General features: G+C 74.3%; 18 protein-coding genes. 5 read left to right on the top strand and 13 right to left on the bottom strand.

What is annotated here, in order from left to right:
* Positions 1–231 precede the first annotated feature (231 nt).
* Positions 232–1,245: an NAD(P)H-quinone oxidoreductase gene (locus J1G43_RS03635; RefSeq protein ID WP_207377981.1), complete on the top strand. Its 1,014-nt coding sequence runs from the start codon at positions 232–234 to the stop codon at positions 1,243–1,245.
* Positions 1,246–1,280: 35 nt separating this feature from the next.
* Here J1G43_RS03635 and J1G43_RS03630 read toward each other — a convergent pair whose 3' ends face one another.
* Positions 1,281–2,513 (bottom strand): AGE family epimerase/isomerase, encoded by a 1,233-nt coding sequence (locus tag J1G43_RS03630; RefSeq protein ID WP_207377980.1) that lies wholly within the window; start codon positions 2,511–2,513, stop codon positions 1,281–1,283.
* A gap of 69 nt (positions 2,514–2,582) precedes the next feature.
* On the opposite strand from J1G43_RS03630, the gene J1G43_RS03625 reads away from it, so the two are divergent.
* On the top strand, positions 2,583–3,194 hold the full coding sequence (locus J1G43_RS03625; protein WP_207339550.1) for a bacterial proteasome activator family protein: 612 nt from the start codon (positions 2,583–2,585) through the stop codon (positions 3,192–3,194).
* 46 nt (positions 3,195–3,240) lie between these two features.
* Here J1G43_RS03625 and J1G43_RS03620 read toward each other — a convergent pair whose 3' ends face one another.
* The 6 genes from J1G43_RS03620 to serS form a co-directional block, all read right to left on the bottom strand.
* The gene (locus J1G43_RS03620; RefSeq protein WP_207339551.1) at positions 3,241–4,086 is read right to left on the bottom strand and encodes a DMT family transporter; all 846 of its coding nucleotides are present in this window, start codon (positions 4,084–4,086) and stop codon (positions 3,241–3,243) included.
* Between the two features lie 86 nt (positions 4,087–4,172).
* On the bottom strand, positions 4,173–5,099 hold the full coding sequence (locus J1G43_RS03615; RefSeq protein ID WP_207339552.1) for a carbohydrate ABC transporter permease: 927 nt from the start codon (positions 5,097–5,099) through the stop codon (positions 4,173–4,175).
* Complete coding sequence (locus tag J1G43_RS03610) at positions 5,096–6,073, bottom strand: carbohydrate ABC transporter permease (protein ID WP_207370004.1); 978 nt, start codon at positions 6,071–6,073, stop codon at positions 5,096–5,098. The genes J1G43_RS03615 and J1G43_RS03610 overlap by 4 nt, the downstream gene beginning before the upstream one ends.
* A 121-nt stretch (positions 6,074–6,194) precedes the next feature.
* On the bottom strand, positions 6,195–7,562 hold the full coding sequence (locus J1G43_RS03605; protein ID WP_307859461.1) for an ABC transporter substrate-binding protein: 1,368 nt from the start codon (positions 7,560–7,562) through the stop codon (positions 6,195–6,197).
* A gap of 137 nt (positions 7,563–7,699) precedes the next feature.
* Positions 7,700–8,497 carry an HAD family hydrolase gene (locus tag J1G43_RS03600; protein WP_207377979.1) on the bottom strand — a complete coding sequence of 266 codons (798 nt, stop codon included), beginning with the start codon at positions 8,495–8,497 and terminating at the stop codon, positions 7,700–7,702.
* Positions 8,494–9,774, bottom strand: coding sequence for a serine--tRNA ligase (gene serS, locus J1G43_RS03595; RefSeq protein WP_207377978.1), 1,281 nt, complete (start codon positions 9,772–9,774; stop codon positions 8,494–8,496). Before serS ends, J1G43_RS03600 begins: the two co-directional genes overlap by 4 nt.
* Positions 9,775–9,893: 119 nt before the next feature.
* Here serS and J1G43_RS03590 point away from each other — a divergent pair, with 119 nt between their 5' ends.
* On the top strand, positions 9,894–11,033 hold the full coding sequence (locus J1G43_RS03590; protein ID WP_207339556.1) for a diacylglycerol kinase family protein: 1,140 nt from the start codon (positions 9,894–9,896) through the stop codon (positions 11,031–11,033).
* Positions 11,034–11,087: 54 nt separating this feature from the next.
* Here the strand turns inward: J1G43_RS03590 and pheA are convergent, their stop codons facing one another.
* Positions 11,088–12,038 (bottom strand): prephenate dehydratase, encoded by a 951-nt coding sequence (gene pheA, locus J1G43_RS03585; RefSeq protein ID WP_207339911.1) that lies wholly within the window; start codon positions 12,036–12,038, stop codon positions 11,088–11,090.
* 127 nt (positions 12,039–12,165) lie between these two features.
* Here pheA and J1G43_RS03580 point away from each other — a divergent pair, with 127 nt between their 5' ends.
* On the top strand, positions 12,166–14,484 hold the full coding sequence (locus J1G43_RS03580) for a hypothetical protein (protein ID WP_307859460.1): 2,319 nt from the start codon (positions 12,166–12,168) through the stop codon (positions 14,482–14,484).
* Here the strand turns inward: J1G43_RS03580 and J1G43_RS03575 are convergent.
* Positions 14,441–15,301, bottom strand: coding sequence for a glycosyltransferase family 2 protein (locus J1G43_RS03575; protein WP_372434854.1), 861 nt, complete (start codon positions 15,299–15,301; stop codon positions 14,441–14,443). The genes J1G43_RS03580 and J1G43_RS03575 overlap by 44 nt on opposite strands.
* Before the next feature lie 89 nt (positions 15,302–15,390).
* A complete protein-coding gene (locus tag J1G43_RS03570) occupies positions 15,391–16,215 on the bottom strand; it encodes a DUF5926 family protein (RefSeq protein WP_207339557.1) in 825 nt (274 codons plus the stop codon).
* A 138-nt stretch (positions 16,216–16,353) separates the two neighbouring features.
* Here J1G43_RS03570 and pgm point away from each other — a divergent pair, with 138 nt between their 5' ends.
* Complete coding sequence (pgm, locus tag J1G43_RS03565) at positions 16,354–18,039, top strand: phosphoglucomutase (alpha-D-glucose-1,6-bisphosphate-dependent) (RefSeq protein WP_207339558.1); 1,686 nt, start codon at positions 16,354–16,356, stop codon at positions 18,037–18,039.
* A 180-nt stretch (positions 18,040–18,219) separates the two neighbouring features.
* On the opposite strand, the gene J1G43_RS03560 is transcribed toward pgm, so the two are convergent.
* Genes J1G43_RS03560 through J1G43_RS03550 form a run of 3 tightly spaced genes read right to left on the bottom strand, consistent with a single transcriptional unit; the run spans position 18,220 to position 23,112 of the window.
* The gene (locus J1G43_RS03560) at positions 18,220–19,593 is read right to left on the bottom strand and encodes a UDP-glucose/GDP-mannose dehydrogenase family protein (RefSeq protein WP_207339559.1); all 1,374 of its coding nucleotides are present in this window, start codon (positions 19,591–19,593) and stop codon (positions 18,220–18,222) included.
* A 17-nt stretch (positions 19,594–19,610) separates the two neighbouring features.
* A complete protein-coding gene (locus tag J1G43_RS03555) occupies positions 19,611–21,542 on the bottom strand; it encodes a glycoside hydrolase family 26 protein (RefSeq protein WP_207377977.1) in 1,932 nt (643 codons plus the stop codon).
* Positions 21,535–23,112, bottom strand: coding sequence for a glycosyltransferase family 2 protein (locus J1G43_RS03550; protein WP_207339560.1), 1,578 nt, complete (start codon positions 23,110–23,112; stop codon positions 21,535–21,537). Before J1G43_RS03550 ends, J1G43_RS03555 begins: the two co-directional genes overlap by 8 nt.
* Between the last annotated feature and the right edge of the window lie 119 nt (positions 23,113–23,231).

Genomic DNA, 23,231 nt, shown 5'->3' with positions numbered 1-23,231 from the left:
TCGGACGCTCACGGCGGTATACCGCTCGCGTCCGTCACGCAGCCACCGCAGGTGACTGCCGTCTGCGCTTCATCGGTACCTGGACACCGGACCATTAGCCCGCCGCCCGAGTTTGCCACGGACCTCACCCCTGCCGATACGCCGTGTACGTCGCAAAACGGCTGCCGCGCCCGCGGCCGCCCCGGCGCGCCTGCGTGCACGGCCCGGCCCGGCCGCCCTACGGTGCGGACCGTGCGCGCCGTCGTCGTCAGCTCCCCGGGCGGACCCGACGTGCTGCGCGCGTCGCAGGTGCCCGACCCGGTGCCGGGTCCCGGTGAGGTGCTGATCGAGGTCGCCGCCGCCGGCGTCAACCGTGCTGACCTGCTGCAACGCGCCGGCCACTACCCGCCCCCGCCCGGCGCCCCGGCGTGGCCCGGGCTCGAGGTCTCCGGCGTCGTGGTCGGCGTGGGCCCTCCGGCGACGGCCGTCACGCACGCCGGGGGCGACCCCGCGGACCCCGGCACGCCGCAGGTCGGGGACCGCGTCGCGGCGCTCCTGGCGGGCGGAGGTTACGCCGAACGAGTGACGGTGAACGCTTCCCTCACCCTGCCGGTGCACCCGGTGCTCGATCCGGTGGACGCCGCGGCGCTGCCTGAGGCGCTCGCCACCGTCTGGTCGAACCTGTGCGCCGCCCGCCTGGAACCCGGCGAGACGCTGCTGGTGCACGGTGGCTCCGGGGGTGTCGGATCGGTGGCCGTGCAGCTCGCGCACGCGCGCGGCCACCGGGTCCTCGCGACGGCGGGCGGACCCGAGCGGTGCGCCCGCGTGCGCGAGCTGGGTGCCGACGTGGTCGTCGACCACCGCAGCCAGGACGTGGCGGCCGCGGTACGGGGGGCGACCGGGGGCCGGGGCGTCGACGTGGTGCTCGACGTGCTGGGCGGTGGTGCCCTGCGGTCCAACGTGGAGCTGCTGGCCGAGGGCGGTCGGCTCGTGGTCATCGGCCTGCAGCAGGGTCGCCGCGGGGAGCTCGACCTGCCCGCCCTCATGGCACGGCGCGGCTCCGTGATCGCCACGACGCTGCGCGACCGCCCCGCCGCGCAGAAGGCCGCGATCATGGCCGGCGTCCGCGAGCACCTGTGGCCGCTGGTGCTCGACGGGCGCGTGCGGCCGGTGGTGCACGCGCGGGTGCCGCTGGCCGACGCTCCCCTGGCCCACGCGATGCTGGCGTCCGGCGAGGTGCTCGGCAAGGTCCTGCTGATCCCCTGACCCGCTGACGCTGACCCGCGCCGGGTCGCCGCAGGTCAGTCGAGCAGGCCGGCGGCCAGCGCCGGGGCCAGCGCCGGCGTCAGCGGCAGCCGCGGGATCAACGTCGCCTGCACCGCGTGGTACAGGTCGGCCTTGCCCGCCCACACGGTGCGGGACACGCGGTTGTCGGGGCCGAGCTCGTGCCACCACGAGCCACCGGCACGGTCGAGCACGTGCTCACCGACGTAGTCCCACCACTGCGTGTAGAGCGCCTCGTAGCGGGCGTCCCCGGTGGCGGCGTGCAGGGCGGCCGCCGCGGCGACGGCCTCGGCCGCCACCCAGTGCATGCGCTCGCGCACGACCGGCTGCCCCTGCCAGTCGACCGTGTAGACGAAGCCGGGCGCGCCGTCGACCGCCCAGCCCTCGCGCACCGCCGCGTCGAACAGCGCTGCCGCGTCGTCGAGGAGCCACGTCGGCGCGACGTCGCCGCGCGCGGTGAGGGCCGCGCGGGTGTGCAGGGTCAGCCGTGCCCACTCGAACCAGTGCCCGATGGTCGCCCCGTACGGGCGGAACGGGTGCGCGGGCGTGTCCGCGTTGTACTCGAGGTCGGGCTGCCACCCGGCGTCGAAGTGCTCGGGGATGCGCCAGTCGTTGCCGCGCGCGAGCACGTGGACGACGCGCTCGACGACGCGCCGCGCCCGGTCCAGCCACACCCGGTCCCCCGTGACGTCCGCGGCCGCCAGGTACGCCTCGACGGTGTGCATGTTCGCGTTGACGCCGCGGTACGCGTCGAGCGTCGTGAAGGTGCGGTCCCACTCCTCGACGACCATGCCCGCCGCGTCGTCCCAGAACCAGCGGTCCTGCGCCGCCAGCGCCTCGTCGAGCAGCGCGCGCGCTCCGGGGCGCCCGGCCGCGGTGGCGCTCGACGCCGCCAGGACGACGAACGCGTGGGGGTACGCCGCCTTGGTGGTCGCACGCGGTGCGCCGTCGGGCTCGACCTCGGCGAACCAGCCGCCGTGCTCGTCGTCGTGGAACGGACCGGACAGGGACGCCAGGCCGTGGTCGACGAGGGCCGCCGCGCCGGGCCGGCCGGCGAGGTGGGCGAGCGCGTACACGTGCGTCGCGCGGCACGTGATCCACAGCTCCAGCGGCCCCGGCGCCGGGCGCCCGACGTCGTCGAGCCGGGCGAAGCCGCCGCCGGCCACGCGCGAGGCGCGGCCGAACTCCCACAGCCGGTCGGTCTCGGCCTCGAGCCAACGGTGGTGCGCCGGGGTGCTGAGCCACGCCATGGGGGCAGCCTAGCCAGCGCGTCCGCCGCCACGGCTGCGTGCCGGACCGCACGGGGCGATGATGGCGAGATGGACACCGGTGAGCACCGCGAGGAGCAGACGACCGACCAGCAGCGCACCGACGCGCCGGGCGGCCACCCGCACGCCGTGGTGGTGCCGCCGCAGGACCGTGCCCGCCCGGACGGCCGGGCCGAGGAGGCACCCGACGGCCAGCAGGACGAGGACCTGGCCGGCATGGTCGAGCAGCCCGCCAAGGTGATGCGCATCGGCACGATGATCAAGCAGCTGCTCGACGAGGTGCGCTCGGCCCCGCTCGACGACGCGGCACGCGCCCGCCTGGCCGAGATCCACGAGCGGTCCGTGCACGAGCTCGAGGAGGGCCTGTCCCCCGAGCTGCTGGACGAGCTGCACCGCATCACGCTGCCGTTCACGGAGGACCAGGCACCCTCGGACGCGGAGCTGCGGATCGCGCAGGCGCAGCTGGTCGGGTGGCTGGAAGGGCTCTTCCACGGCATCCAGACCGCGCTCGTCGCGCAGCAGATGGCCGCGCAGGCGCAGCTCACGCAGATGCGCCGCGCGCTGCCGCCCGGCCAGGTGCCCGGACGCAGCGGGCTCATCGTGCCCGTCGCGCGCGACGAGGGCCCCGAGGACCTGCGCCCGTCGACCGGGCAGTACCTCTAGGCGCACGCCCCCTCGGGCCGGTACGGCGTCAGGCCGGGTCGCACCGTCAGCCGTCGGCCCGGTCGCCCCGGGCCGTGAGGGCGATCGCGCCCGACACCAGGACGAGCCCCACGAGCTCCAGCCCGTGCGGCCACTGCCGCAGCCCGACAGCCCCGACCACCGCCGCCGTCGCCGGCAGCAGGGACAGGAGGATCGCGAACGTCGCGGCGCTGACGCGACGCAGCACCACCTGCTCGAGGACGTACGGCACGAGGGACGAGCACACCGCGACCGCGACGATGACCAGCGCGAGCCGCGCGTCGTGCAGCACCGGGCCGGACCCGTCGGCGAGGAACGGCGCGAACACCAGCGCGCCGGCCGCCATGGCGATCGCCAGCCCGCTCGCCCCCGGGCCGCCGGACCGCGCGACCCGGCGCCCGAGCACGATGTACGCACCCCAGCAGGCGGCGGCCACGCCGATCGCGACCAGGCCCGTGACGGCGCCGGGCCCGGCGTCGAGGCTGACGCCCGCCAGCAGCACGACGCCCACCGCCGCGACGGCGATGGCGGCCCGGTCGCGCCAGCCCCGGCCGGTGAGAGCCGCCACGGCGACGGGTCCGATGAACTCCACGGCGACCGCCGTCCCCAGCGGGAGGTACTGGATCGCGATGTAGAAGGTCACGTTCATGGTGGCCAGCACGGCGCCGAACAGCGCCGTGACCGCCAGCCGCCGGGGCTCCCACAGCTCGCGCACCCGCCAGGGCCGGCGCCAGGCGAGCAGGATCACGGCGGCCACCGAGACGCGCAGCCACGCGACGGTCCCGGCGGGCACCACCGCGAACAGCCCGACCGCGAGCGCGGCCCCCGCGTACTGCGTCAGGCCCGAGACGACGAAGAGCAGGGGCGCGGGCACCGCGTCAGGCTACGTCGCGCCCGTGCGCGCGCTGCGGGAGGGAGGTCCGGGGTGGCCCGGCCTCCCTCCCGGTACGCACCGACCGGTCAGCCCTTGACCGACCCCGCCAGCAGCCCGCGCACGAAGTACCGCTGCAGCGCCAGGAACACGACGGCGGGCACGATGATCGACACGAACGCACCGGCGGACAGCAGGAACCACTGCGACCCGCGCGTGCCCGTGAGGTTGAACAGCGCGACCGTCATCGGGGCGACCTGGTTCGACGACCCGGCGAACGTCAGCGCGACCAGCAGGTCGTTCCACACCCACAGGAACTGGTAGATGCCGAAGGCCGCGAGGGCGGGCTTGAGCAGCGGCAGCATGAGGCGGAAGAACACGGTCACGTGCGCGGCGCCGTCCACGCGCGCCGCCTCGACCAGCTCGCCGGGGATCTCCCGCATGAAGTTGTGCAGCAGGAACACCGCCAGCGGCAGGCCGAACATGGTGTGCGAGAGCCACACGGCCCAGAACGTGCCCGCCACGCCGACGTCGGCGTACAGCGACAGCAGCGGGATGAGCGTGACCTGGATGGGCACGACCTGCAGCGCGAACACCGCGACGAACAGGGCGTCCCGGCCGCGGAACTGCATCCACGCGAACGAGTACGCCGCCAGCGTCGCCAGGAAGATCGGCAGCACCACCGACGGGATGGTGATGACGACCGAGTTGATGACGAACGGCAGCAGCGACTGCGAGGAGTCGGTGGCGAGCACCGTCCGGTAGTTCTCGAGCGTGAAGTTCGGGTTCGTCAGGACCGTCCACCAGCCGGTGGAGTTGATGTCCGCGGCGGGCCGGAACGACGTGACGAGCAGGCCGAACGTCGGGATCGTCCACACGGTCGCCAGCACGACGGCGGCGACGGTGGCCCAGGGCGACGTCAGGCGCCGCTTGGTGGCGCGCACCGTGGAGGCGACGTCGCCCTCGCCGCGCGAGGCGGGCAGCACGACCTGGAGGGGGGGCGGGGTGGTGGTCATCGTGCCTCCGCCTGTCGCAGCTGCCGGACGTTGTAGACGATGATCGGGATCACCAGGACGAACAGCAGGACCGCGAGCGCGGCGCCCAGCCCCTGGTTCCCGGCCGTGAAGCTCTGCGTGTAGAACTCGTTGGCCACGACGCTGGTGCCGTACAGGCCGCCGGTCATGGTCCGGACGATGTCGAAGACCTTGAGGCAGCCGATGGCGATCGTGGTGAGGACCACGACGAGCGTCGGGCGGATCGCCGGGACGGTGACGTACCGGAACAGCTGCGAGGACGAGACCCCGTCGAGCCGCGCGGCCTCGGTGATCTCCGCCGGGATGGCCTTGATGGCCGCCGACAGGATCGTCATCGCGAACCCGGCCTGGATCCAGATCATCACGACGATGAGGAACAGGTTGTTCCACGGCTGGTTGAGCAGGAACTGCTGGGGTGACATCCCCAGCCACACCAGCACCTGGTTGAGCAGACCGATCTGCTCGGGGTTGACCCGCACGTCGGGGTCGTAGAAGCGGTACTCGTAGACGAACTTCCAGATGATCGAGGCGCCGACGAACGAGATGGCCATCGGCAGGAAGATCAGCGCCTTGGCGGCGGACTCCCCGCGGGCCCCGTTGACCCAGATCGCGTACAGCAGGCCCACCAGCGTCGCGACGAACGGGGTGACCAGGACCCACAGCACCGTGTTGCGCAGGACGACCAGCTGGTCGGGCGAGCTGAAGATCGCCGTGTAGTTGGCGATGCCGATGAACGACGAGCCGGCCGCGTCGAAGAGCGAGCGGACGACCGTGCGACCGGCCGGGTACAGCAGGCCCACGATCAGCAGCAGCACCGTCGGGCCGACGAAGAACCACGCGACGCGGCGTGCACCGCGACGCTCCAGCAACGAGACGACGAACAGGATCAGACCGATCACGACGGCGAACGCCGCCAGCGCCAGCACCATCGCGACCAGCTTGTCCGCGACGTTCATCGCACCTCCCGGGCACGTACGAGGATCAGGACGGGCCGAGCCGGGCACCCCGGACCGGACCGCTCCCCCACCCCGGGCGGGGTCGCCCGCAGGCGGGGGAACGGTCCGGTCGGGTCACCGGTCAGGGCCAGGCAGTCTCGATCTTCGAGAGGGTGTCCGCGGTCGACTGCCCCGTGATCCAGTTGGTCGACTCCTTCCAGAAGGCACCCGAGCCGACGGCCGCGGGCATCTGGTCGGAGCCGTCGAACCGGAACTCCGAGGCCGGGTCGAGCAGGATCTCGGCCGAGAGCAGGTCGATCGGGTTCACCAGGTTGTCGGTGTCCAGACCGCTGTTCGCGGTGATCCAGCCGCCACCGGTCTCCTCGGACGACGCGGCCGCCTTGAGGTTGGCCCACGTGTCGGTCGACCAGAACTCGAGCAGCGCCTGCACCTCGGGACGGTCGGAGAACGCGGTGACGAACTCACCGGCACCGAGCACCGGCTTGGTGGAGGTGTCCTCCGACGGCAGGTAGAACGCGAAGACGTCGCCGTCGTCCGCGACGTCGGTGCCGTCGGGGAAGTTCGCCGCGTAGAACGACGCCATCCGGTGCAGCGAGCACTGCCCGTCGAGGATCGGCAGACCCGCGTCCTGGAACGCGGTCGTGGCGATCGTCGACACGTCGCCGATGCCGCCGTTCACGTAGTCCGGGTTCTTCAGGTACTCGCCCACGGCGTCGAGCGCCTGCGTCGGCACCTCGGAGTCGAACGCGATCTCGTGCGAGACCCACTGGTCGTAGACGTCGGGGCCACCGACGCGCAGGACCATGTCCTCCATCCAGTCGGTCAGCGGCCAGCCGGTCGCCTCACCCGACGCGATACCGGCGCACCACGGCTTGTTGTTGCCGTCGGCCGCGATCTGCTCGGTCAGCGCCATGAGGTCGTCGAGCGTCTCGGGCACCTCGTACCCGTTCTCCTCGAACTGCGTCGGCGAGTACCAGACCAGCGACTTGACGCTCGCACCGGACGGGGCCGCGTAGAACGTGCCGTCGACCGTGCCGAGGTCCTTCCACGCCTCGCCCCAGAACTCGTCCACGTTGGCCGCGACGCCCTCGGGCGCCTCGACGACCGTGCCGGTCGCCACGAGCTGGGCCAGCAGGCCCGGCTGCGGGACGATCGCGATGTCCGGCGCGTTGCCCGCCTGGGCACGCACCAGGATCTGCTGCTCGAACTGCTTGTCGGCCTGGTAGTCGACCGTCGCGCCCGTGCACTCCTCGAAGGGCTCGAACGACGTCATGTAGGGCGTGTCCTCCGGCGCGACGATCCCCGCGTAGATGGTGATCGTCTTGCCGTCCAGGTCGCCGTACTGCTCGAAGTCGGCGCAGTCCACCTCGACCTCGTCGACCGCGGCGTCCGTGCTGCCGCCCGGCGTCTCGCCGTCTCCCGTGCTGCAGGCTGTCAGCGCGAGCGCAGCCACGGCGCCTGCCGCCAGCACGCCCGCGCTCTTGCGCATGTGCCTCATCGATCCCCCAACGTCCTCGTCTCGGATAACCGGCGAATCGACCCAACGCCGTCCTGGACGGCGTTGCAAGGCAAATCACCCGACGAGAGGGTCACGATTGGGTCACATCACCCCGACGGAGGCCCAGGTCAGGCCAGCACACGCCGCAGGACCTCGACCGCGCCGTCGTCGTCGATCGTGCCGGTGACCTCGTCGGCCGCCGCGCGCACCGGGTCGGAGGCGTGGCCCATCGCCACCCCGCACGCGGCCCACCGCAGCATCTCGACGTCGTTCGCACCGTCGCCGATCGCCAGCGTCTCGTGCGGCTCGACGCCGAGCCGACGCCGCACCTCCTCCAGCGCCGACGCCTTGGAGACGCCGCCGGGTGTGAGGTCCAGCCAGGCCGACCAGCCGACGGCGTACGAGACCTCGTGCAGGCCGACGCGCTCCACGAGGGCGTGGAACTCCTCGGGCGTGCTGCGCGGTGCGCGGATGACGACGCGGGTGGCGGGCGCGCTGGCCAGCTCCTCGAGGGTCACGACCCGGTGCTCGCCCGAGAGCTCCCCGGGCGGGAACGGCGCGGACACCAGGAACCCCACGCCGAGGTCCTCGACGGCGTACAGGGCGTCGGGCAGCTCGAGGGCGATCGCGCGCACCGCCGGCCCGGGGTCGAACGTCACCGAGTGCGCCACCGTCCAGCCGGCGGGCTCGTCGGGGTCCAGCCGTACCGTGACGGCCCCGTTGGAGCACACCGCCCAGCCGTCGGTCAGGCCGAGGTCGCGCGCGACCGCGGTCGCCGAGTGCGCCGCGCGCCCCGTGGACAGCACGACGTGCACGCCGTGCTCGACCAGCGCGGTCACCGCGGCGCGCACGTCGTCGCTGATGACGCCGTCGTACGACATCAGCGTGCCGTCGACGTCCAGGGCGACGAGCCGGGTGCGGCTCACCGGACCGGCTCCAGCACCTCGAGGCCGCCCAGGTAGGGCCGCAGGCCCTCCGGGACGCGCACCGAGCCGTCGGCCTGCTGGTGGTTCTCCAGCAGCGCGACGATCCAGCGCGTCGTGGCGAGCGTGCCGTTGAGCGTGGCGACGGTCCGCATGCCGTCCGCGGTGCGCTCGCGCACCCCGAGGCGACGGGCCTGGAACGTCGTGCAGTTGGAGGTCGACGTGAGCTCCAGCCAGCGCTGCTGGCTGGGCAGCCAGGCCTCGCAGTCGAACTTGCGCGCGGCGCTCGACCCCAGGTCACCCGCCGCGGTGTCGATGACGCGGTACGGCAGCTCGGCCAGCGCCAGCATCTCCTTCTCCCACTCGAGGATCCGGCGGTGCTCGGCCGCGGCGTCCTCGGGTCGCGTCCAGACGAACGCCTCGACCTTGTGGAACTGGTGCACGCGGATGATGCCGCGGGTGTCCTTGCCGTACGACCCGGCCTCGCGCCGGTAGCAGGCGCTCCACCCCGCGTACCGCAGCGGGCCGTCCGACAGGTCGAGGATCTCGCCCGAGTGGAAGCCCGCGAGCGCGACCTCGCTGGTCCCCACGAGGTACAGGTCGTCCGCCTCGAGCCGGTAGACCTCGTCGGCGTGCGCGCCGAGGAAGCCCGTGCCGGCCATGACCTCGGGCTTGACGAGGGTCGGCGTGATGGTCGGGACGAAGCCGTTGCGGGTCGCGAGGTCCATCGCGGCGTTCAGCAGCGCGAGCTCGAGCCGCGCGCCGACACCGGTGAGGAAGTAGAAGCGCGACCCGGAGACCTTCGCGCCCCGCTCGGTGTCGATCGCGCGCAGCCCCTCCCCCAGGTCGAGGTGGTCCTTCACGACGAAGTCCGGCCCGTACTCGGCGGCCAGGTCGCGCGGCGTGCCGACGTGCTCGAGCACGACGTAGTCGTCCTCGCCGCCGGTGGGCACACCGTCCTCGACGACGTTGTCGATCCGCCGCGAGAGCTCGGTGGCGTGCGCCTGCGCCGCGTCGGCGTCGGCCTGCAGGGCCTTGACCCGCGCCGCGAGCTCCTTGGTGTGGGCGAGCAGCGCCTGCTTCTCGTCGCCCGACGCCTGCGCGACCTTCTTGCCGAGGGACTTCTGCTCGGCGCGCAGCGCCTCGTACTCCGTCAGCGCGGAGCGACGGCGGGCGTCGGCGTCGAGCACCTCGTCGACGAGGTGCGGGTCCGCGCCGCGCGCCACCTGGCTGGCTCGCACGACGTCCGGGTCCTGGCGCAGCAGCTGCAGATCGATCACGCCCCCGACACTACCGACCCTGCCCAGCGCATTCCCCCGGGGGGACCGTCCTGTGCACCACTCGCGGCCACGACCCGCCCGACCTGCGGCGTGGCCCGCACACCCGTAGATTGCCCGCCATGTCATGGGTCGCGTGGGTCGCGGTGGTCGCCGGTGCGCTGGCGCTCGTCGCCGTCGGGCTGGGTCTGTGGGTCTGGCGGCAGCAGCGCAGGCTCGGCGCACGCCTCGCGGGGCCCGCACCCGCGCCGGCGGCGGACACGGGCCGACCCGCCGGCCAGCTCGTGGCCTTCGTCGCCAACCCGTCCAAGCCCGACGTCGTCGAGCTGCGCGCGGCCGTCCGCAAGGCCGCCTCCGAGCAGTACCTGCCGGAGCCGATGTGGCTCGAGACGACCGTCGAGGACCCGGGTGTCGGCCAGGCGCGGTCGGCCGTGGAGTCCGGGGCCGACCTGGTGGTCGCCGTCGGCGGTGACGGCACCGTGCGCGCGGTCGCCGAGGCGCTCGCCGGGACGGGCGTGCCGATGGGCCTCATGCCGCTGGGGACGGGCAACCTGCTGGCCCGCAACCTCGACGTGCCGATCAGTGACCCGCTCGCGGCGCTCCAGCTCGCGCTCGACGGCACCGACAAGCCCATCGACGTCGGCTGGCTGCGCGTCGAGCGGTGGGAGTCGCAGATGGACGACGACATCGCCGAGGCCGCCGACGACCTGCCGGACGACACCGACAAGCCGCGCGACCACATCTTCCTCGTCATCGCCGGCCTCGGGTTCGACGCCGCGATGGTGGCCGACACGGACGACGGCCTCAAGGCCAAGGTGGGCTGGATCGCGTACTTCATGGCCGGCGTGCGCCACCTGCACGGCCGACGCCTGCGGGTCCGCCTGACGCTGGACGACGAGCCCGTCCAGCAGCTGCGTGCCCGCAGCCTGCTCGTCGGCAACTGCGGCAAGCTGCCCGGTGGCATCACGCTGCTGCCCGACGCCGTCCTCGACGACGGCGTGCTCGACATCGCCTCGATCGACACACGCGGCGGGATCGCGGGCTGGGCGCAGCTGTTCGGCGAGGTCGTGCTCCAGGGAGTCGGCGTCCGCAACGAGGCCCCCGGCAAGATCGGACGCATCGACCACACGCGCGCCCGCTCGGCACGCATCGAGGTGGCCGGCGGCGAGCACGTGCAGGTCGACGGCGACATCGTGGGTCGCGCGAGCGTGATCACGGCCCGCGTGGACCCCGGCGCGCTGGTCGTGCGCGTCGCGCGCTGACCCGGCGCGCCGGACCTGCCCGTCCTGGGCTGCGCCCCGGGTCCTCGGCCCTCGTCAGGCCGGGTGGCCGCCGCGCAGCCGGTCGAGCCACGCGCGCGCCTCGACGAAGTCGGCGTCCGCGGTGCCGACCTGCACGAGCGGTGCCACGGCGTCCGCCCGCGGGTACGACCCGAGGAACCTCACGTACGGGCAGCGTCGGTGCAGGCCCATGAGCACCTCCCCCATCCGCTCGTCCGTCACGTGCCCCTCGGCGTCGATCGAGAACGAGTAGCGGCCCAGCGCGTCCCCGATGGGCCGCGACTCGATGCGCGACAGGTTCACGCCGCGCACCGCGAACTGCTCCAGCATGGCGAGCAGTGCACCCGCCTCGTTGTCCGGCAGGTGCACGACGAGCGTCGTCTTGTCCGCGCCCGTGGGCGGCGGCACCGGGCCGGGCGGCCCGACCACGACGAACCGCGTGAGCGCCGAGGGGTTGTCGGCGACCCGCTCGGCCAGCGGTACCAGCCCGTAGGTGCCCACCGCAGCGGGCGGCACGAGAGCCGCGTCGAACGTCGAGGACCGCACGGCCGCCGGGTCGGCGGCCGCCTCCGCGAGCAGCGCGGCGGGTGCGGTGTTGCTCGTCGCGGGCACGTGCACCGCGCCCGGCAGGTGCGCCGCCAGCCAGCGTCGGCACTGCACCCAGGCGTGCGGGTGCGCCGCGACGCGCCGCACGTCGGCCGTCCGCGTGCCGGGTAGCCCCACCAGCGTGAACTGCACCGGCACCAGCACCTCGCGCAGCAGCATCAGCGGGGAGCCCGTCGCCAGGGAGTCCAGCGTCGCGGTGACGCCGCCCTCGGCCGTCGACTCGATCGCGACGACCGCACGGTCGGCCTCGCCGGCCCGCACCGCGGCGATCGCGGAGCCGACGTCCGTCTGCGGCAGGTACACGGCCTCGTCCGGCGACGCGACCTGGCGCAACGCCTCCTCCGTGAACGTGCCCGCAGGCCCGAGGTACGCGTAGCGCAGCACGGCGATGACCCTCCCCACCCGATGGGCCCGACGGCCCGGCGGCTCGAGCGCGGCGGCACCGGGTGCCGCGCGCGGCCGCACCCGCGGCCCCGCCGAGCCTAGTGCGCGCCCGTACGCTGGGACCGTGCCCCGGTCCCTGCGCGCGCTCGCCGCTGCCCTCCTCGCCGCGCTCGCGGTGCTGCTCGGTGCACCCGCGCAGGCGGCCCCCGCGGCGGAGCCCGTGCCCGGGCCGGTCGTGCTGGTCGGCGTCACCGGCCTGCGCTGGGACGACCTGGGGTCGCTGACCACGCCGGCGCTGTGGGGGTTGTCCCACGAGGGCTCGATCGGCCTGGTCGCGACCCGGTCCGTGCACAAGCGCGGGTGCCCGGTCGACGGCTGGCTCGCGGTGTCCGCCGGCAACCGGGCCGCGGACCTGCCCTCCGAGGACGGCACGTGCCGCACGCTGCGCGACCCCGGGGAGTCCGGCGAGGTGCCGGGGTGGGACGACTACGTGGCCGCCGCCCGCGCCGAGTCGTACGGCGCCCGGCCCGGCATGCTCGGCGACCTGCTGACGCGCACCGGCACTCCCGCGACCGGCGTCGGCCCCGGCGCCGCGATCGCGCTGGCCACGTCCGACGGCGTGCCCGCCGGCGTCCACCAGCGCCTGCCGGCCGAGCCGCGGGCGCTCGCGCAGTCGGTGGCGTCCGCGGCCGCCGACTCCCGGCTCGTCGTCGTCGACGCGGGCGTGATCCGCGACCCCGGCTACGCGACCGTGCCGCGCACACCGTCCGCCACGCCGAGCGCGGCACCCGAGAGCGACGAGCTGCCCGGCCTGGAGTCGGGCGAGGCGGACCTGCCGGGATCGGGGTCCATCACCGAGCCCACCCGGGCGCAGCAGGCCGTCGAGGTGGACGAACGCGTCGCGGCCGTGCTCGACGGCCTGGCGGACCACGACGCGACGGTGCTGCTCGTCTCGCTCGCGGACTCCGGGCGCGCCGCGCTCCAGGTCGCCGTGGCCCAGGGCCCGCGCCCGGTCGGCGACCCGTACGAGGCGAGCCTGCTCACCTCCGGGTCGACCCGCCAGCCGGGCGTCGTCCAGGTCACGGACGTGACGCCGACGCTGCTCGCGCTGCTGCAGCTGGACGACGACGCCCCCGCGCTGCCCGGGGCGCAGATGGTCCCGACGCCGGGGCCCGCCACCGGCAGCGCGCGCGTCGCCCGGCTGATCGACGTGCAGCTGGAGGCGTCCGCGATCACCAAGGTGTCCGGCCTGTTCTCGGCGCGCCTCGTGATGGCGCAGGCGGTGCTGTTCGTCGCCGCGGCGATCCTGCTGGTGCTGCGGGCGCGGACGGACCGCGGACCGTTGCGTCCGGCACTACGGGTCCTGCAGGTCGCCGCGCTGGCGCTCGGCTCGGCGCCGGTCGCCTCGTTCCTGACGGGACTCGTGCCGTGGTGGCGCGCCGACCGGCAGGCGGCGGCCTTCTGGACCGTCCTGCTGGGCTGGATCGCCGTCATCACCATCACCGCCCTGGCCGGGCCCTGGCGCCGGCACGTGCTCGGCCCGGCGGGTGTCGTCGCGGCGGTGACGGTGGTGACCCTCGCGGTCGACGCCGTCACGGGCTCGACGCTGGTCGTCGACTCCCCCATGGGCGCCCACCGCATCCTCGCGGCGCGGTTCTACGGCATGAGCAACCAGGCCTTCGCCCTCATCACCGCGGGCGGCGTGCTGGTCGCGCTGGTGGTCGCCGACCGGCTGGTGCGCCGGGGGCGGCGCGGCGCGGCCGTCGCGGCCGTCGTCGCCATCGGCGTGGTCCTCATGGTCGTCGACGGTGCGCCCGCCTGGGGCGCCGACTTCGGCGGCCCGCCCGCCCTGATCCTCGCGTTCGCGATGTTCGCGGTCGCGGTCAGCGGCCGACGGGTCTCGTGGCGGCTCGTGCTGGGGGTCGCCGCCGTCGGTGCCGTGGTCGTCATCGGCTTCGCGGCGCTCGACTGGATGCGGCCGGCGACCGAGCGCACCCACCTGGGCCGGTTCCTCGACACCGTGCTCGACGGCGGGCTGTGGGACGTCGTATGGCGCAAGGTGTCCGCCAACCTGCGGGTCCTCGGCTCGTGGCGCTACCTCGTGCCCGCCGTGGGGGGCGTCGCCCTGACCTGGCTGGTGCTGGCCGGGCCCCGCGCGCGGCGCGGCGGTCTGCTCGGCGCGGGCTCACCGCTGGCCGGCCTGCAGCGCGAGGTGCCGCTGCTGCGGCCCGCCGTCGCCGCGACGGGCGCCGCGCTCGCCCTGGGGTTCCTCATGAACGACTCGGGGATCGTGGTCCCCGCCACGGGCATCGCGCTGGCCGTGCCGTGCCTGGTCGCCGCGGCCGCGCAGTGGCGGCTCGACGCCCGCCCGGAGGACGTGGACGAGGCCCGCGGTGCGGTCAGCGACCCGGGCGCTGCTCCCGCGGGGACAGCGTCCGCCTGACGCCGGACGCCGCGGCCCGTGCGCGGCGGGTGCTGACGGCGAGCTGCACGTCGCGGTACTGCGCCGCCCGGTGCAGCTGCCCCTTGAGGTCGGTGCCCGACGGGCGGTGCCGCAGCTCGCACGGCACCTCGAGCACGCGGAAGCCCAGGCGCAGCAGGTCGATCGTCATGCCCGCCTCGACGCCCCACCCGCGGGCGAGCGGGGTCGCCGCCTCGAACGCCTCGCGCGTCAGGCAGCGCATGCCGGACAGCGGCTGCGTCGGCGTCCACCCGGTCATCGACGCGATCGCACGCCGCGCCGCCCCGACGACCAGACCGCGACCGCCGGCGCCGGGCTGCGGCGGCAGCAGCGCGATGGTCAGGTCGGCGATGCCGTCGAGCACGGGCGGCACGAGCGGGGCCGTGTTCACGGCCGTGTCGGCCAGGTCGCCGTCGATGAACAGCAGGTGGCGCGGCGGACGGTCGGGCGCGTCGCGCATGGCGACGACAGCGGCACCCGTCTCCATCGCCGCGGCCTTGCCGCGGTTGTGCGAGTGCCGCACCACCACGGCGCCGGCCTCGCGCGCCACGTGCTGGGTGTTGTCCTCCGAGCCGTCGTCGACGACGAGCACGAGGTCGACGTTCGGGATCGCCCGGGCGGAGCGGACCGTCGCGGCGATCCGCCGCGACTCGTCCTTGGCCGGGATGACCACCGCGACGCGCTGGCGCTGCTTGTGGCCGCGTGACGCGCGGGCCACCCTGTCCGCGGTCGCGGCGGACGGGGTGCCAGGCGTCACGTCGGCCTCCGGTCGGACGGCCTCGCTCCCCGTGCGTGTCACGGGCACCACCCTATCGACCACGGGGGGCAGGTCGCCTCACGGGCGCGGCGTGGGACGGCCGTGTCCGCGCTGCGGGACCGCGGCGCGGCTCAGCGCAGCGTGACCTGACGGGCGACCAGACCGGCGCGGGCGCGGCGCGCGTTCGCGTCGAGCGGCGTGGTGTCGGCCATCGCCGCCTCCAGGCGCGGGGCGAAGTCCGCGACGGGCTTCTCGACGTCCTCGGCCTCCGAGCCGCGTGCGAGCTCCCACACCGGCACGACGATGCCGGCGGCGCGGAAGTACCCGATGAACTTGCCGTCGTCGAAGCCGGACTCGCGGCGCGCGTGCAGACGCGCCAGGCCGTCGAGGACCACCTGCTCGTCCGCCGGCTGCGCCCAGCGCAGGTACTCCCGGGCGCCCATGCGGCACCAGTACGCGGACTCCACGGACGTCAGGCGGCGGGTGTCGACGATGCCGGCGTCCGCCTCCTCCATCGCGGCCTGCAGGTCGGGCGTCACCTCGGTGCTCGGGTCCAGCCAGTAGGAGAAGCTCTCCTGCACGGTGACCTCGAACGGCACGGACAGGTCCAGCACGTCCTGCAGGCGGGGGCCGGCGGTGGGCAGGCCGATGTTCTCGATCGCGGTGCCGGGCTCGGCGTCGAGCGCCAGCAGCAGCGCGGTGGCGACGTCGCGGCTGGCGTCGCCGGAGCTGGTGCCCGTCTGCAGCGCGACCAGCACGACCCCGTCCGCACGGTGCAGCGCGGCCCAGCTGTTGGGCAGGACCGTGGTGACCACGACGTCGCGGGCACCGTGCTCGGCGGTGGTGCGGGCGGTCGCGGTCGCGGCGGGCACGAGCTCGCGCAGCGCGACCCAGTCCGGCTCGCCGGGCAGCCCCTCGAACGGACGCAGCACGAAGGAGGGCGTGTTCTTGGCCATGCCCGCACCCTACCGACCGCGGCCCCGGGAGGGCGGACGAGCCGCACGACGGGTGCGCGGGCCGACGCGCCGGAGGTGTGAGAAGGATCCGGACGGACCGGGTGCGCGCCGGGGGCCCGCTGCGGGAGGATCACCCGTATGGATCCGCGCGCCGGCACCCTCGCCCAGCCCTCCGACCTCATCGACGTCGACGCCCTGCTCACGGCGTACCACGATCGCGAGCCCGACCTGGACGACCCGGGGCAGCGCGTCGCGTTCGGCACCTCCGGCCACCGGGGGTCGTCCCTCGACGGCGCGTTCAACGAGGCGCACATCGTCGCCATCACCGCCGCCATCGTGGAGTACCGCCGCGGTCAGGGCACCGACGGCCCGCTGTTCATCGGCCGCGACACCCACGGCCTGTCCGAGCCCGCCTGGACCACCGCGCTGGAGGTGCTCGCGGCGGCCGGCGTCGAGGTGCACGTGGACGCCCGCGACTCGTGGACGCCCACGCCCGCCGTGTCCCTCGCGATCCTGCGGCACAACGGTGCCGCCACCGGCGAGGGCGTGCGGACGCGCGGCCCGGGCCTGGCGGACGGCATCGTCGTGACGCCGTCGCACAACCCGCCGCGCGACGGCGGCTTCAAGTACAACCCGCCGCACGGTGGGCCCGCCGGGTCCGACGCCACCGGGTGGATCGCCGACCGCGCCAACGAGATCCTGCGCAGCGGCTGGCGCTCCGTGCCGCGGGTCGGCATCCAGCAGGCGCTGGCGGCCGACACCACCCGCAAGCACGACTACCTGTCCTCCTACGTCGACGACCTCGCGAACGTCGTCGACCTGGAGGCGATCCGCACCGCGGGCGTGCGCATCGGGGCCGACCCGCTGGGCGGGGCGTCCGTCGAGTACTGGGGCGCGATCGGCGAGCGCTACGGGCTGGACCTCACGGTGGTGAACCCCGAGGTCGATCCCCGGTGGTCGTTCATGACCCTCGACTGGGACGGCAAGATCCGCATGGACTGCTCGTCGCCGTACGCGATGGCCTCGCTGCTGGAGCGCATGCAGCCGGGACCGGACGGGCGCGCGCCGTTCGACATCGCGACGGGCAACGACGCGGACTCCGACCGCCACGGCATCGTCACCCCCGACGCGGGCCTGATGAACCCCAACCACTACCTGGCCGTCGCCATCGCCTACCTGTACGGCGGTGCGCGCCCGGGCTGGCCCGCGGGCACGGCGATCGGCAAGACCCTGGTGTCGTCGTCGCTGATCGACCGCGTCGCCGCGTCGCTGGACCGCCGCCTGCTCGAGGTGCCGGTCGGCTTCAAGTGGTTCGTGCCCGGCCTCATCGACGGGTCGGTGGGCTTCGGTGGCGAGGAGTCGGCGGGTGCGTCGTTCCTGCGCACCGACGGCACCGTGTGGACCACCGACAAGGACGGCATCCTGCCGGCCCTGCTGGCCTCGGAGATCCTCGCGACCACCGGGAAGAGCCCGTCGCAGCACCATGCCGACCTGGTCGACCGGTTCGGGCGCTCCTGGTACGCGCGCGTCGACGCCGCCGCGACCCGGGAGCAGAAGGCCACGCTCGCGGCCCTGTCGCCCGAGCAGGTCGCCGCGACCGAGCTGGCCGGCGAGCCGATCACCGCGAAGCTCACCAGCGCACCGGGCAACGACGCGGCGATCGGCGGGCTGAAGGTCACCACGCAGAACGCGTGGTTCGCGGCCCGCCCGTCCGGCACCGAGGACGTCTACAAGATCTACGCCGAGTCGTTCGTCTCCCCCGAGCACCTGGCCCAGGTGCAGGAGGCGGCCAAGGACGTGGTGGCCCAGGCGCTGGGCGCCTGACCCCGGGACGACGAAGCGCGGGGCGGCCCCCCGGGGGGGGGGCGGGCCCCCCGCCCCGGGGGGCCGCGCACGGTGTGGGCCCGGGGGGGGGGGCCCTGCCCCGGGGCGTTCGATGGGGGGTCCGGCCCCCGGGGGAGGGGCCGGACCGCGCGCTCGGGGGTCCGTCGAAGGACGGTGCCGTCAGGCTGCGGCGCGTCCCAGGCCGGTGAAGTCCCACCCGGCGGTCCGCCAGGCCTCGGCCGAGAGCTTGCCGCGCGCGTCGATCACGCGGGCCCGGTGGGTCAGCGGGGCCAGACGGGCCGGGTCCTCACCGAGGAACTGGTCCCACTCGGTCAGCACGAGCACCACGTCCGCGCCCTCGACGGCCTCGTCGACGCTCGTGGCGTACGACAGCGTCGGGAACAGCCGGCGCGCGGTGTCCCCCGCCTCCGGGTCGTAGACCGTGACCTGGGCCCCCCGCAGGTGCAGCGCGGCGGCCACGTTGAGCGCCGGGGAGTCGCGCACGTCGTCCGTCAGCGGCTTGAACGCCGCACCCAGGACACCGATCCGCCGGTTCAGGACCGACCCGCCGCACGCCTCCAGGGCCATGTCGATCACGCGCTCGCGCTGGCCCATGTTGATCTCGTCGACCTGCTGCAGCAGGCCCGCGGCGCGGTGCGCACCGAGCTCGTTGGCCCGGTGCATCAGCGCCCGGATGTCCTTGGGCAGGCACCCGCCGCCGAAGCCCAGACCGGCGTCGAGGAACTGCCGCCCGATGCGCACGTCGTGGCCCAGGGCGTCCGCCAGCACGGTGACGTCCGCGCCCGCGGCCTCGCAGACCCCGGCGATCGCGTTGATGAACGAGATCTTGGTGGCCAGGAACGCGTTCGCACTGACCTTCACCAGCTCGGCCGTGGGCAGGTCCGTCACGACGACCGGCGAGCCCTCGGCGATGGGCGTGGCGTACACGGTGCGCAGGACCGCCTCGGACCGCGCCGAGACCCCGCCGAGCACGATGCGGTCGGGGTGCAGGGTGTCGCCGACGGCCTTGCCCTCGCGCAGGAACTCGGGGTTCCAGACCAGCTCGACGTCGACACCGGCCGGGGCCTCCCGGGCGACCAGCTCACGCAGCCGCGCCGCCGTGCCCACCGGCACGGTGGACTTGCCGACGATCACCGCGTCCTTGGTCAGGTGCCGGGCGACCGCGGTCGTCGCGGCCTCGACGTACGCGAGGTTGGCCGCGTGCGACGTGCGCTGCTGCGGCGTGCCGACGCAGACGAAGTGCACGTCGCCCTGCGCGACGGCCGACGCCACGTCGGTCGTGAACCGCAGGCGGCCGGTGGCCAGGTTCTTCTCCAGCAGCTCGGGCAGCCCGGGCTCGTAGAACGGCACCTTGCCGGCCTGCAGCGCGTCGACCTTGGCCTGGTCGGTGTCGACGCCGGTGACGTCGAAACCGAGCTCGGCCATCGCGACGGCGTGGGTGGCCCCGAGGTAGCCGGTGCCGAGGACGGTGAGGCGGGGTGCGTCGCCGGCGGGGGCCGCGGGCTGCGCCTTCGAGGTGGTGCTGCGGGTCATGTCGGTGCTCCGGGGGCTCATCGGGCGCGGGTGGGGGTGGGGGTGGACGTCGGCTGCTGCTGGTTCCTGCCGGCCGGGACGGGCTCCGGCGCGGGGGCCGGGGCCGGGCTGGGGGCCGGGCTGGGGGCCGGGCTGGGGGCCGGACTGGGGGCCGGGCTGGGGGCCGGCGTCGGCTGCGGGGTCGGTCCCGGGGCCGGCTGCGGGGTCGGCTGTGGTCCGGGTGCCGGGTCCGGTCCGGCCGCGGCGTCCGGACCGGGGACCGGCTCGTCCGCCGGGCCCGCGGTGCGCGCCGCCAGGGCCGCTGCCCCGTCGACCGCTACGCCGCCCGGTACGGACGCCGCGGCCAGGGCCGCCCCACCGCCGGGCACGAAGCCCGCGGACGGGTCCTGGATGCCCTCACGGAACGCGGCCAGGGCGTCGGGGCGGGACGTGATGCGCCAGTCGTTGGTGGCGCGCTCGCCCTCGATGTACGTGGTCACGGCGTGGTGGAACCAGGCCATCCCGATGACGTCGGCGTTGCGTGGCTCCGCCAGCGCGTCGAACAGGTCGGTGATCCACGCGGCCTTGCCGCCCCCGGTCTCCGACGCGCCGATCTCGGCCAGCATGATCGGCTTGTCGCTGATCGCCCGCAGCTGGTCGAGCGAGCGGTCGAACGTGTAGGAGAACGTCGCCGTCTGGTCCGGGTCGTACGGCGGGCGGAAGTAGCCCGACAGGCCGACCCAGTCGACGTACTCGTCACCCGGGTACAGGCTGCGCGTGTACTCCAGCGTCCGGTTGGTCGCGGGCAGCCGGTTGACGATGTTGGGCGACCAGACCCAGATGACGTTCGCGTTGGCGCCCTCGGCCTCGAAGATGGCGTGGACGTGGCGCCACATCTTCACGTAGTCGCCCGGGCGGTTGCCGTTGACGGGTGCGGCGTTGCTGGTCTGCTCGGACCACGGGTACCAGCCGCTGTTCATCTCGTGGTTGAGACGGATCGCGACGGGCAGGTCGAGCTCGGCCACCGAGCGGGCGTACTCGCGCAGGTAGTCGTCGTGCGCCCCCGCGATGATCCGCGGCAGCGAGTACTCGGGCTCGTCCACCTGGTCGTTGGCAGCCGCGAGGGGACGCGACTCCCACGTGATCATCGGCAGCATCCCCTTGCGCCACGACCGCACGACCGCGTCGGGGCGGAACTGCGTGTCCCAGCCCTGGAAGTAGCCGGCCACGTCGGGTGCGACGCCGACCTGCGCGGCGACCTGGTCCAGCTCGGACCAGCTGAACGGCGACTGCGGCGTGTAGAGGCCGAAGTACCGGTCGTCCGGCACCATGAGGCTCGCCAGCGAGGGGGCTGTCGGCTTGGCGTTCGCCGCGGCCTCGGCGGCGGCTCGGGCGGCAGCCGCCGCGGCGGCGGCGTCGGCCCGCTGGCGGGCGACCTGCTCGCGGATCGCCGAGCCCTGCAGCGCACCCTTGGCGGCGGCCAGCTGACGCTCGAGCGACGCCTTCTGCTGCGAGCGGGCGGCGGCGGCGGCCCGCTCGGCGGCGGCCTTCTCCTTGCCGCGCCGCGCGGCGGCGGCACGCTCGGACTCCGCCTTCTGCTGTGCGGCGGCCTTCTGCTCGGCCGAGCGCTGGTCGCCCACGGCCGCGGCGGCCGCCTTCTGGGCGGCGGCCTTCTCCTTGCCGCGCTCGGCGCCGGCGGCACGCTCGGCGGCGGCCTTGTCCTGCGACCGCCTGAGGTTCGCGATCTCCTCGTCGCGGTCCGCCAGGATCGCCGCGAGGTCGGCGTTCTCCTGCGCGAGCTCCCGCTCGGTCGCGGTGCGCAGCGGACCCGGCACGGTGCCGGACGGCGAGAGCCAGACGACGCCGGTGATGACACCCAGCGCGAGGGCGAGGGCGACGGCGGAGATCCTGCCGACGATCCCGAGGCGACCCGAGAGGGTCCACCAGTGCGTGCCGGTGCGCTCAGACATACAGCACCGCCATGAGGCCGAACATGAGGAACCCGATCAGGTAGGGGACGAGGACGAGGGGGTTGCGTCGACGGCGCGACGCGGCGGCCGGGGCGGCCTGGGCCGTGGCGACCCGCGCCTCGGCAGGCGCGACCTGGGCCGTGCGGGCCTGCGCCCGCGTGGTGAGCCGACCGGTGGTGGCCACGTGCGGCAGCGTCGAGGTGTGCGGCCCCGACGGCCCGGACTGCGTCGGAACGACCGCCCGGTCGACGACGTCGACGGGGGCGTCGACGCCCTGCGCCTGCTCGAGCTCGGCGATCAGGTCGTCACCGGCGTCCCGCTGGCCCGCCGTGTACGCCCCGGCCCGGGTGCCCCAGCCGGCGACGTGCGCCATGCGGAAGAACCCGATGAGGCGGATCGGCATGAGGAAGAGGGTCGAGGTGATGATGAAGACCGGGAGCCGGAAGAAGTCCGAGGGCTTCTCCTGCAGGTGGCGGATCTGGCGGATCGCCATCGAGAGCACCGAGGACACGACCATGAGGCCGACCACCCAGGCCACGCCCTGCACGCCCGTCGTGGTCTGCAGGATCGCCTGGTACAGGTTGATGCCCGTTCCCGAGACGGCCCGGTAGACCCAGCCGGCGATCGTCCCGAAGAGCAGGAACGGCAGGATGATGTCGACCAGGAAGAAGATGGCCAGGACGGGCGCGTGCCCGAGCATCCAGGGCAGCATCCGCAGGGTGTTGTACTGGCTGCCGCGCGACCAGCGCAGCTGCTGCTTGTAGAGCTTGCGCAGCTCCAGCGGGGCGTCGGTGTAGACCAGGCTGGTGTGCTGGTAGACCGTGCGGTACCCGGCCTTGAGCGTGAGGTTGGTCAGGGTCCGGTCGTCGGAGACCTCGAGGAAGACGCCGAGGAACTTCTCGGTCATGAACTTGTCCATGACCTGCATGAGGATGTGGCGCCGGAACGCGATGGTGCGCCCGGGCAGGCAGCCCACCTGCCCGAGGACCGACTGCGCCGGCATGGAGTACAGGGCGCGCGTGTTCTCGAGCCAGTCGGCCCAGCGGGTGATCCACGAGCGCGTCGGCTCCAGGATCCGCTGGCGGGTCGTGACACCGCCGACCTTCGGGTCGGCGAAGGGCTTGACGAGCTCCGCGAGGGTGCCGTCGGTCCACACCGTGTCGGAGTCGACGAGGACGGTGACGTCCCCGTGCGACATCTGCGTGCCGATCTTCACGGCGTTGCGCTTGCCCGGGATGGGCGTGTGGACGCGCTGCACCAGGGGGGCGAACTCGTCGCACACGGCCTCGAGGCCGGGGTTCGGTGCCCCGTTGATGACGACGATGACCTCGTCGGGCTGCTGCTCGACGATGCGGCGCAGCACGTCGCGGAACAGGTCCAGCGGCTCGTCGACGACGGGGACGACGACGCTGGTGGTGATGTCGTAGGGAGCGGCGACGGGCCGGTAGCGCCGCGAGAGCACGACCTTGAGGATCCAGAGAGCCCAGACGATGGACGAGAAGACCGCGAACAGGTAGATCTCGTTCTGGGTCTCGAACATGTGCCGCAGCTGCAGGATGAAGATGAACATGGGTCTCCTGTGCAACCTGACGTGGGGACGAGCTGACCGACGCCATCGGCGATGCAGCAGGACATCCGGGCGTGGCCCGGCGGGGGCGGCGGGGGCCGCGGGAGCCGAGGGGAGCTGTG

It is taken from the genome of Cellulomonas sp. zg-ZUI22 (assembly GCF_017353535.1).
Lineage (GTDB): Bacteria > Actinomycetota > Actinomycetes > Actinomycetales > Cellulomonadaceae > Cellulomonas > Cellulomonas wangleii.
Note: the sequence above shows the minus strand (reverse complement) of the source record. Positions and strands in the feature narration are given on the sequence as shown.

Bases quoted from the DNA above. Each gene is read 5' to 3' on its own strand.
- pgm (WP_207339558.1), top strand. From the start codon at position 16,354: ATGGATCCGCGCGCCGGCACCCTCGCCCAGCCCTCCGACCTCATCGAC.
- J1G43_RS03610 (WP_207370004.1), bottom strand. From the start codon at position 6,073: ATGAACGTCGCGGACAAGCTGGTCGCGATGGTGCTGGCGCTGGCGGCG.
- J1G43_RS03605 (WP_307859461.1), bottom strand. From the start codon at position 7,562: ATGCGCAAGAGCGCGGGCGTGCTGGCGGCAGGCGCCGTGGCTGCGCTC.
- J1G43_RS03625 (WP_207339550.1), top strand. From the start codon at position 2,583: ATGGACACCGGTGAGCACCGCGAGGAGCAGACGACCGACCAGCAGCGC.
- J1G43_RS03570 (WP_207339557.1), bottom strand. From the start codon at position 16,215: ATGGCCAAGAACACGCCCTCCTTCGTGCTGCGTCCGTTCGAGGGGCTG.
- J1G43_RS03555 (WP_207377977.1), bottom strand. From the start codon at position 21,542: ATGTCTGAGCGCACCGGCACGCACTGGTGGACCCTCTCGGGTCGCCTC.
- J1G43_RS03560 (WP_207339559.1), bottom strand. From the start codon at position 19,593: ATGACCCGCAGCACCACCTCGAAGGCGCAGCCCGCGGCCCCCGCCGGC.
- J1G43_RS03630 (WP_207377980.1), bottom strand. From the start codon at position 2,513: ATGGCGTGGCTCAGCACCCCGGCGCACCACCGTTGGCTCGAGGCCGAG.
- J1G43_RS03550 (WP_207339560.1), bottom strand. From the start codon at position 23,112: ATGTTCATCTTCATCCTGCAGCTGCGGCACATGTTCGAGACCCAGAAC.
- J1G43_RS03615 (WP_207339552.1), bottom strand. From the start codon at position 5,099: ATGACCACCACCCCGCCCCCCCTCCAGGTCGTGCTGCCCGCCTCGCGC.
- J1G43_RS03590 (WP_207339556.1), top strand. From the start codon at position 9,894: ATGTCATGGGTCGCGTGGGTCGCGGTGGTCGCCGGTGCGCTGGCGCTC.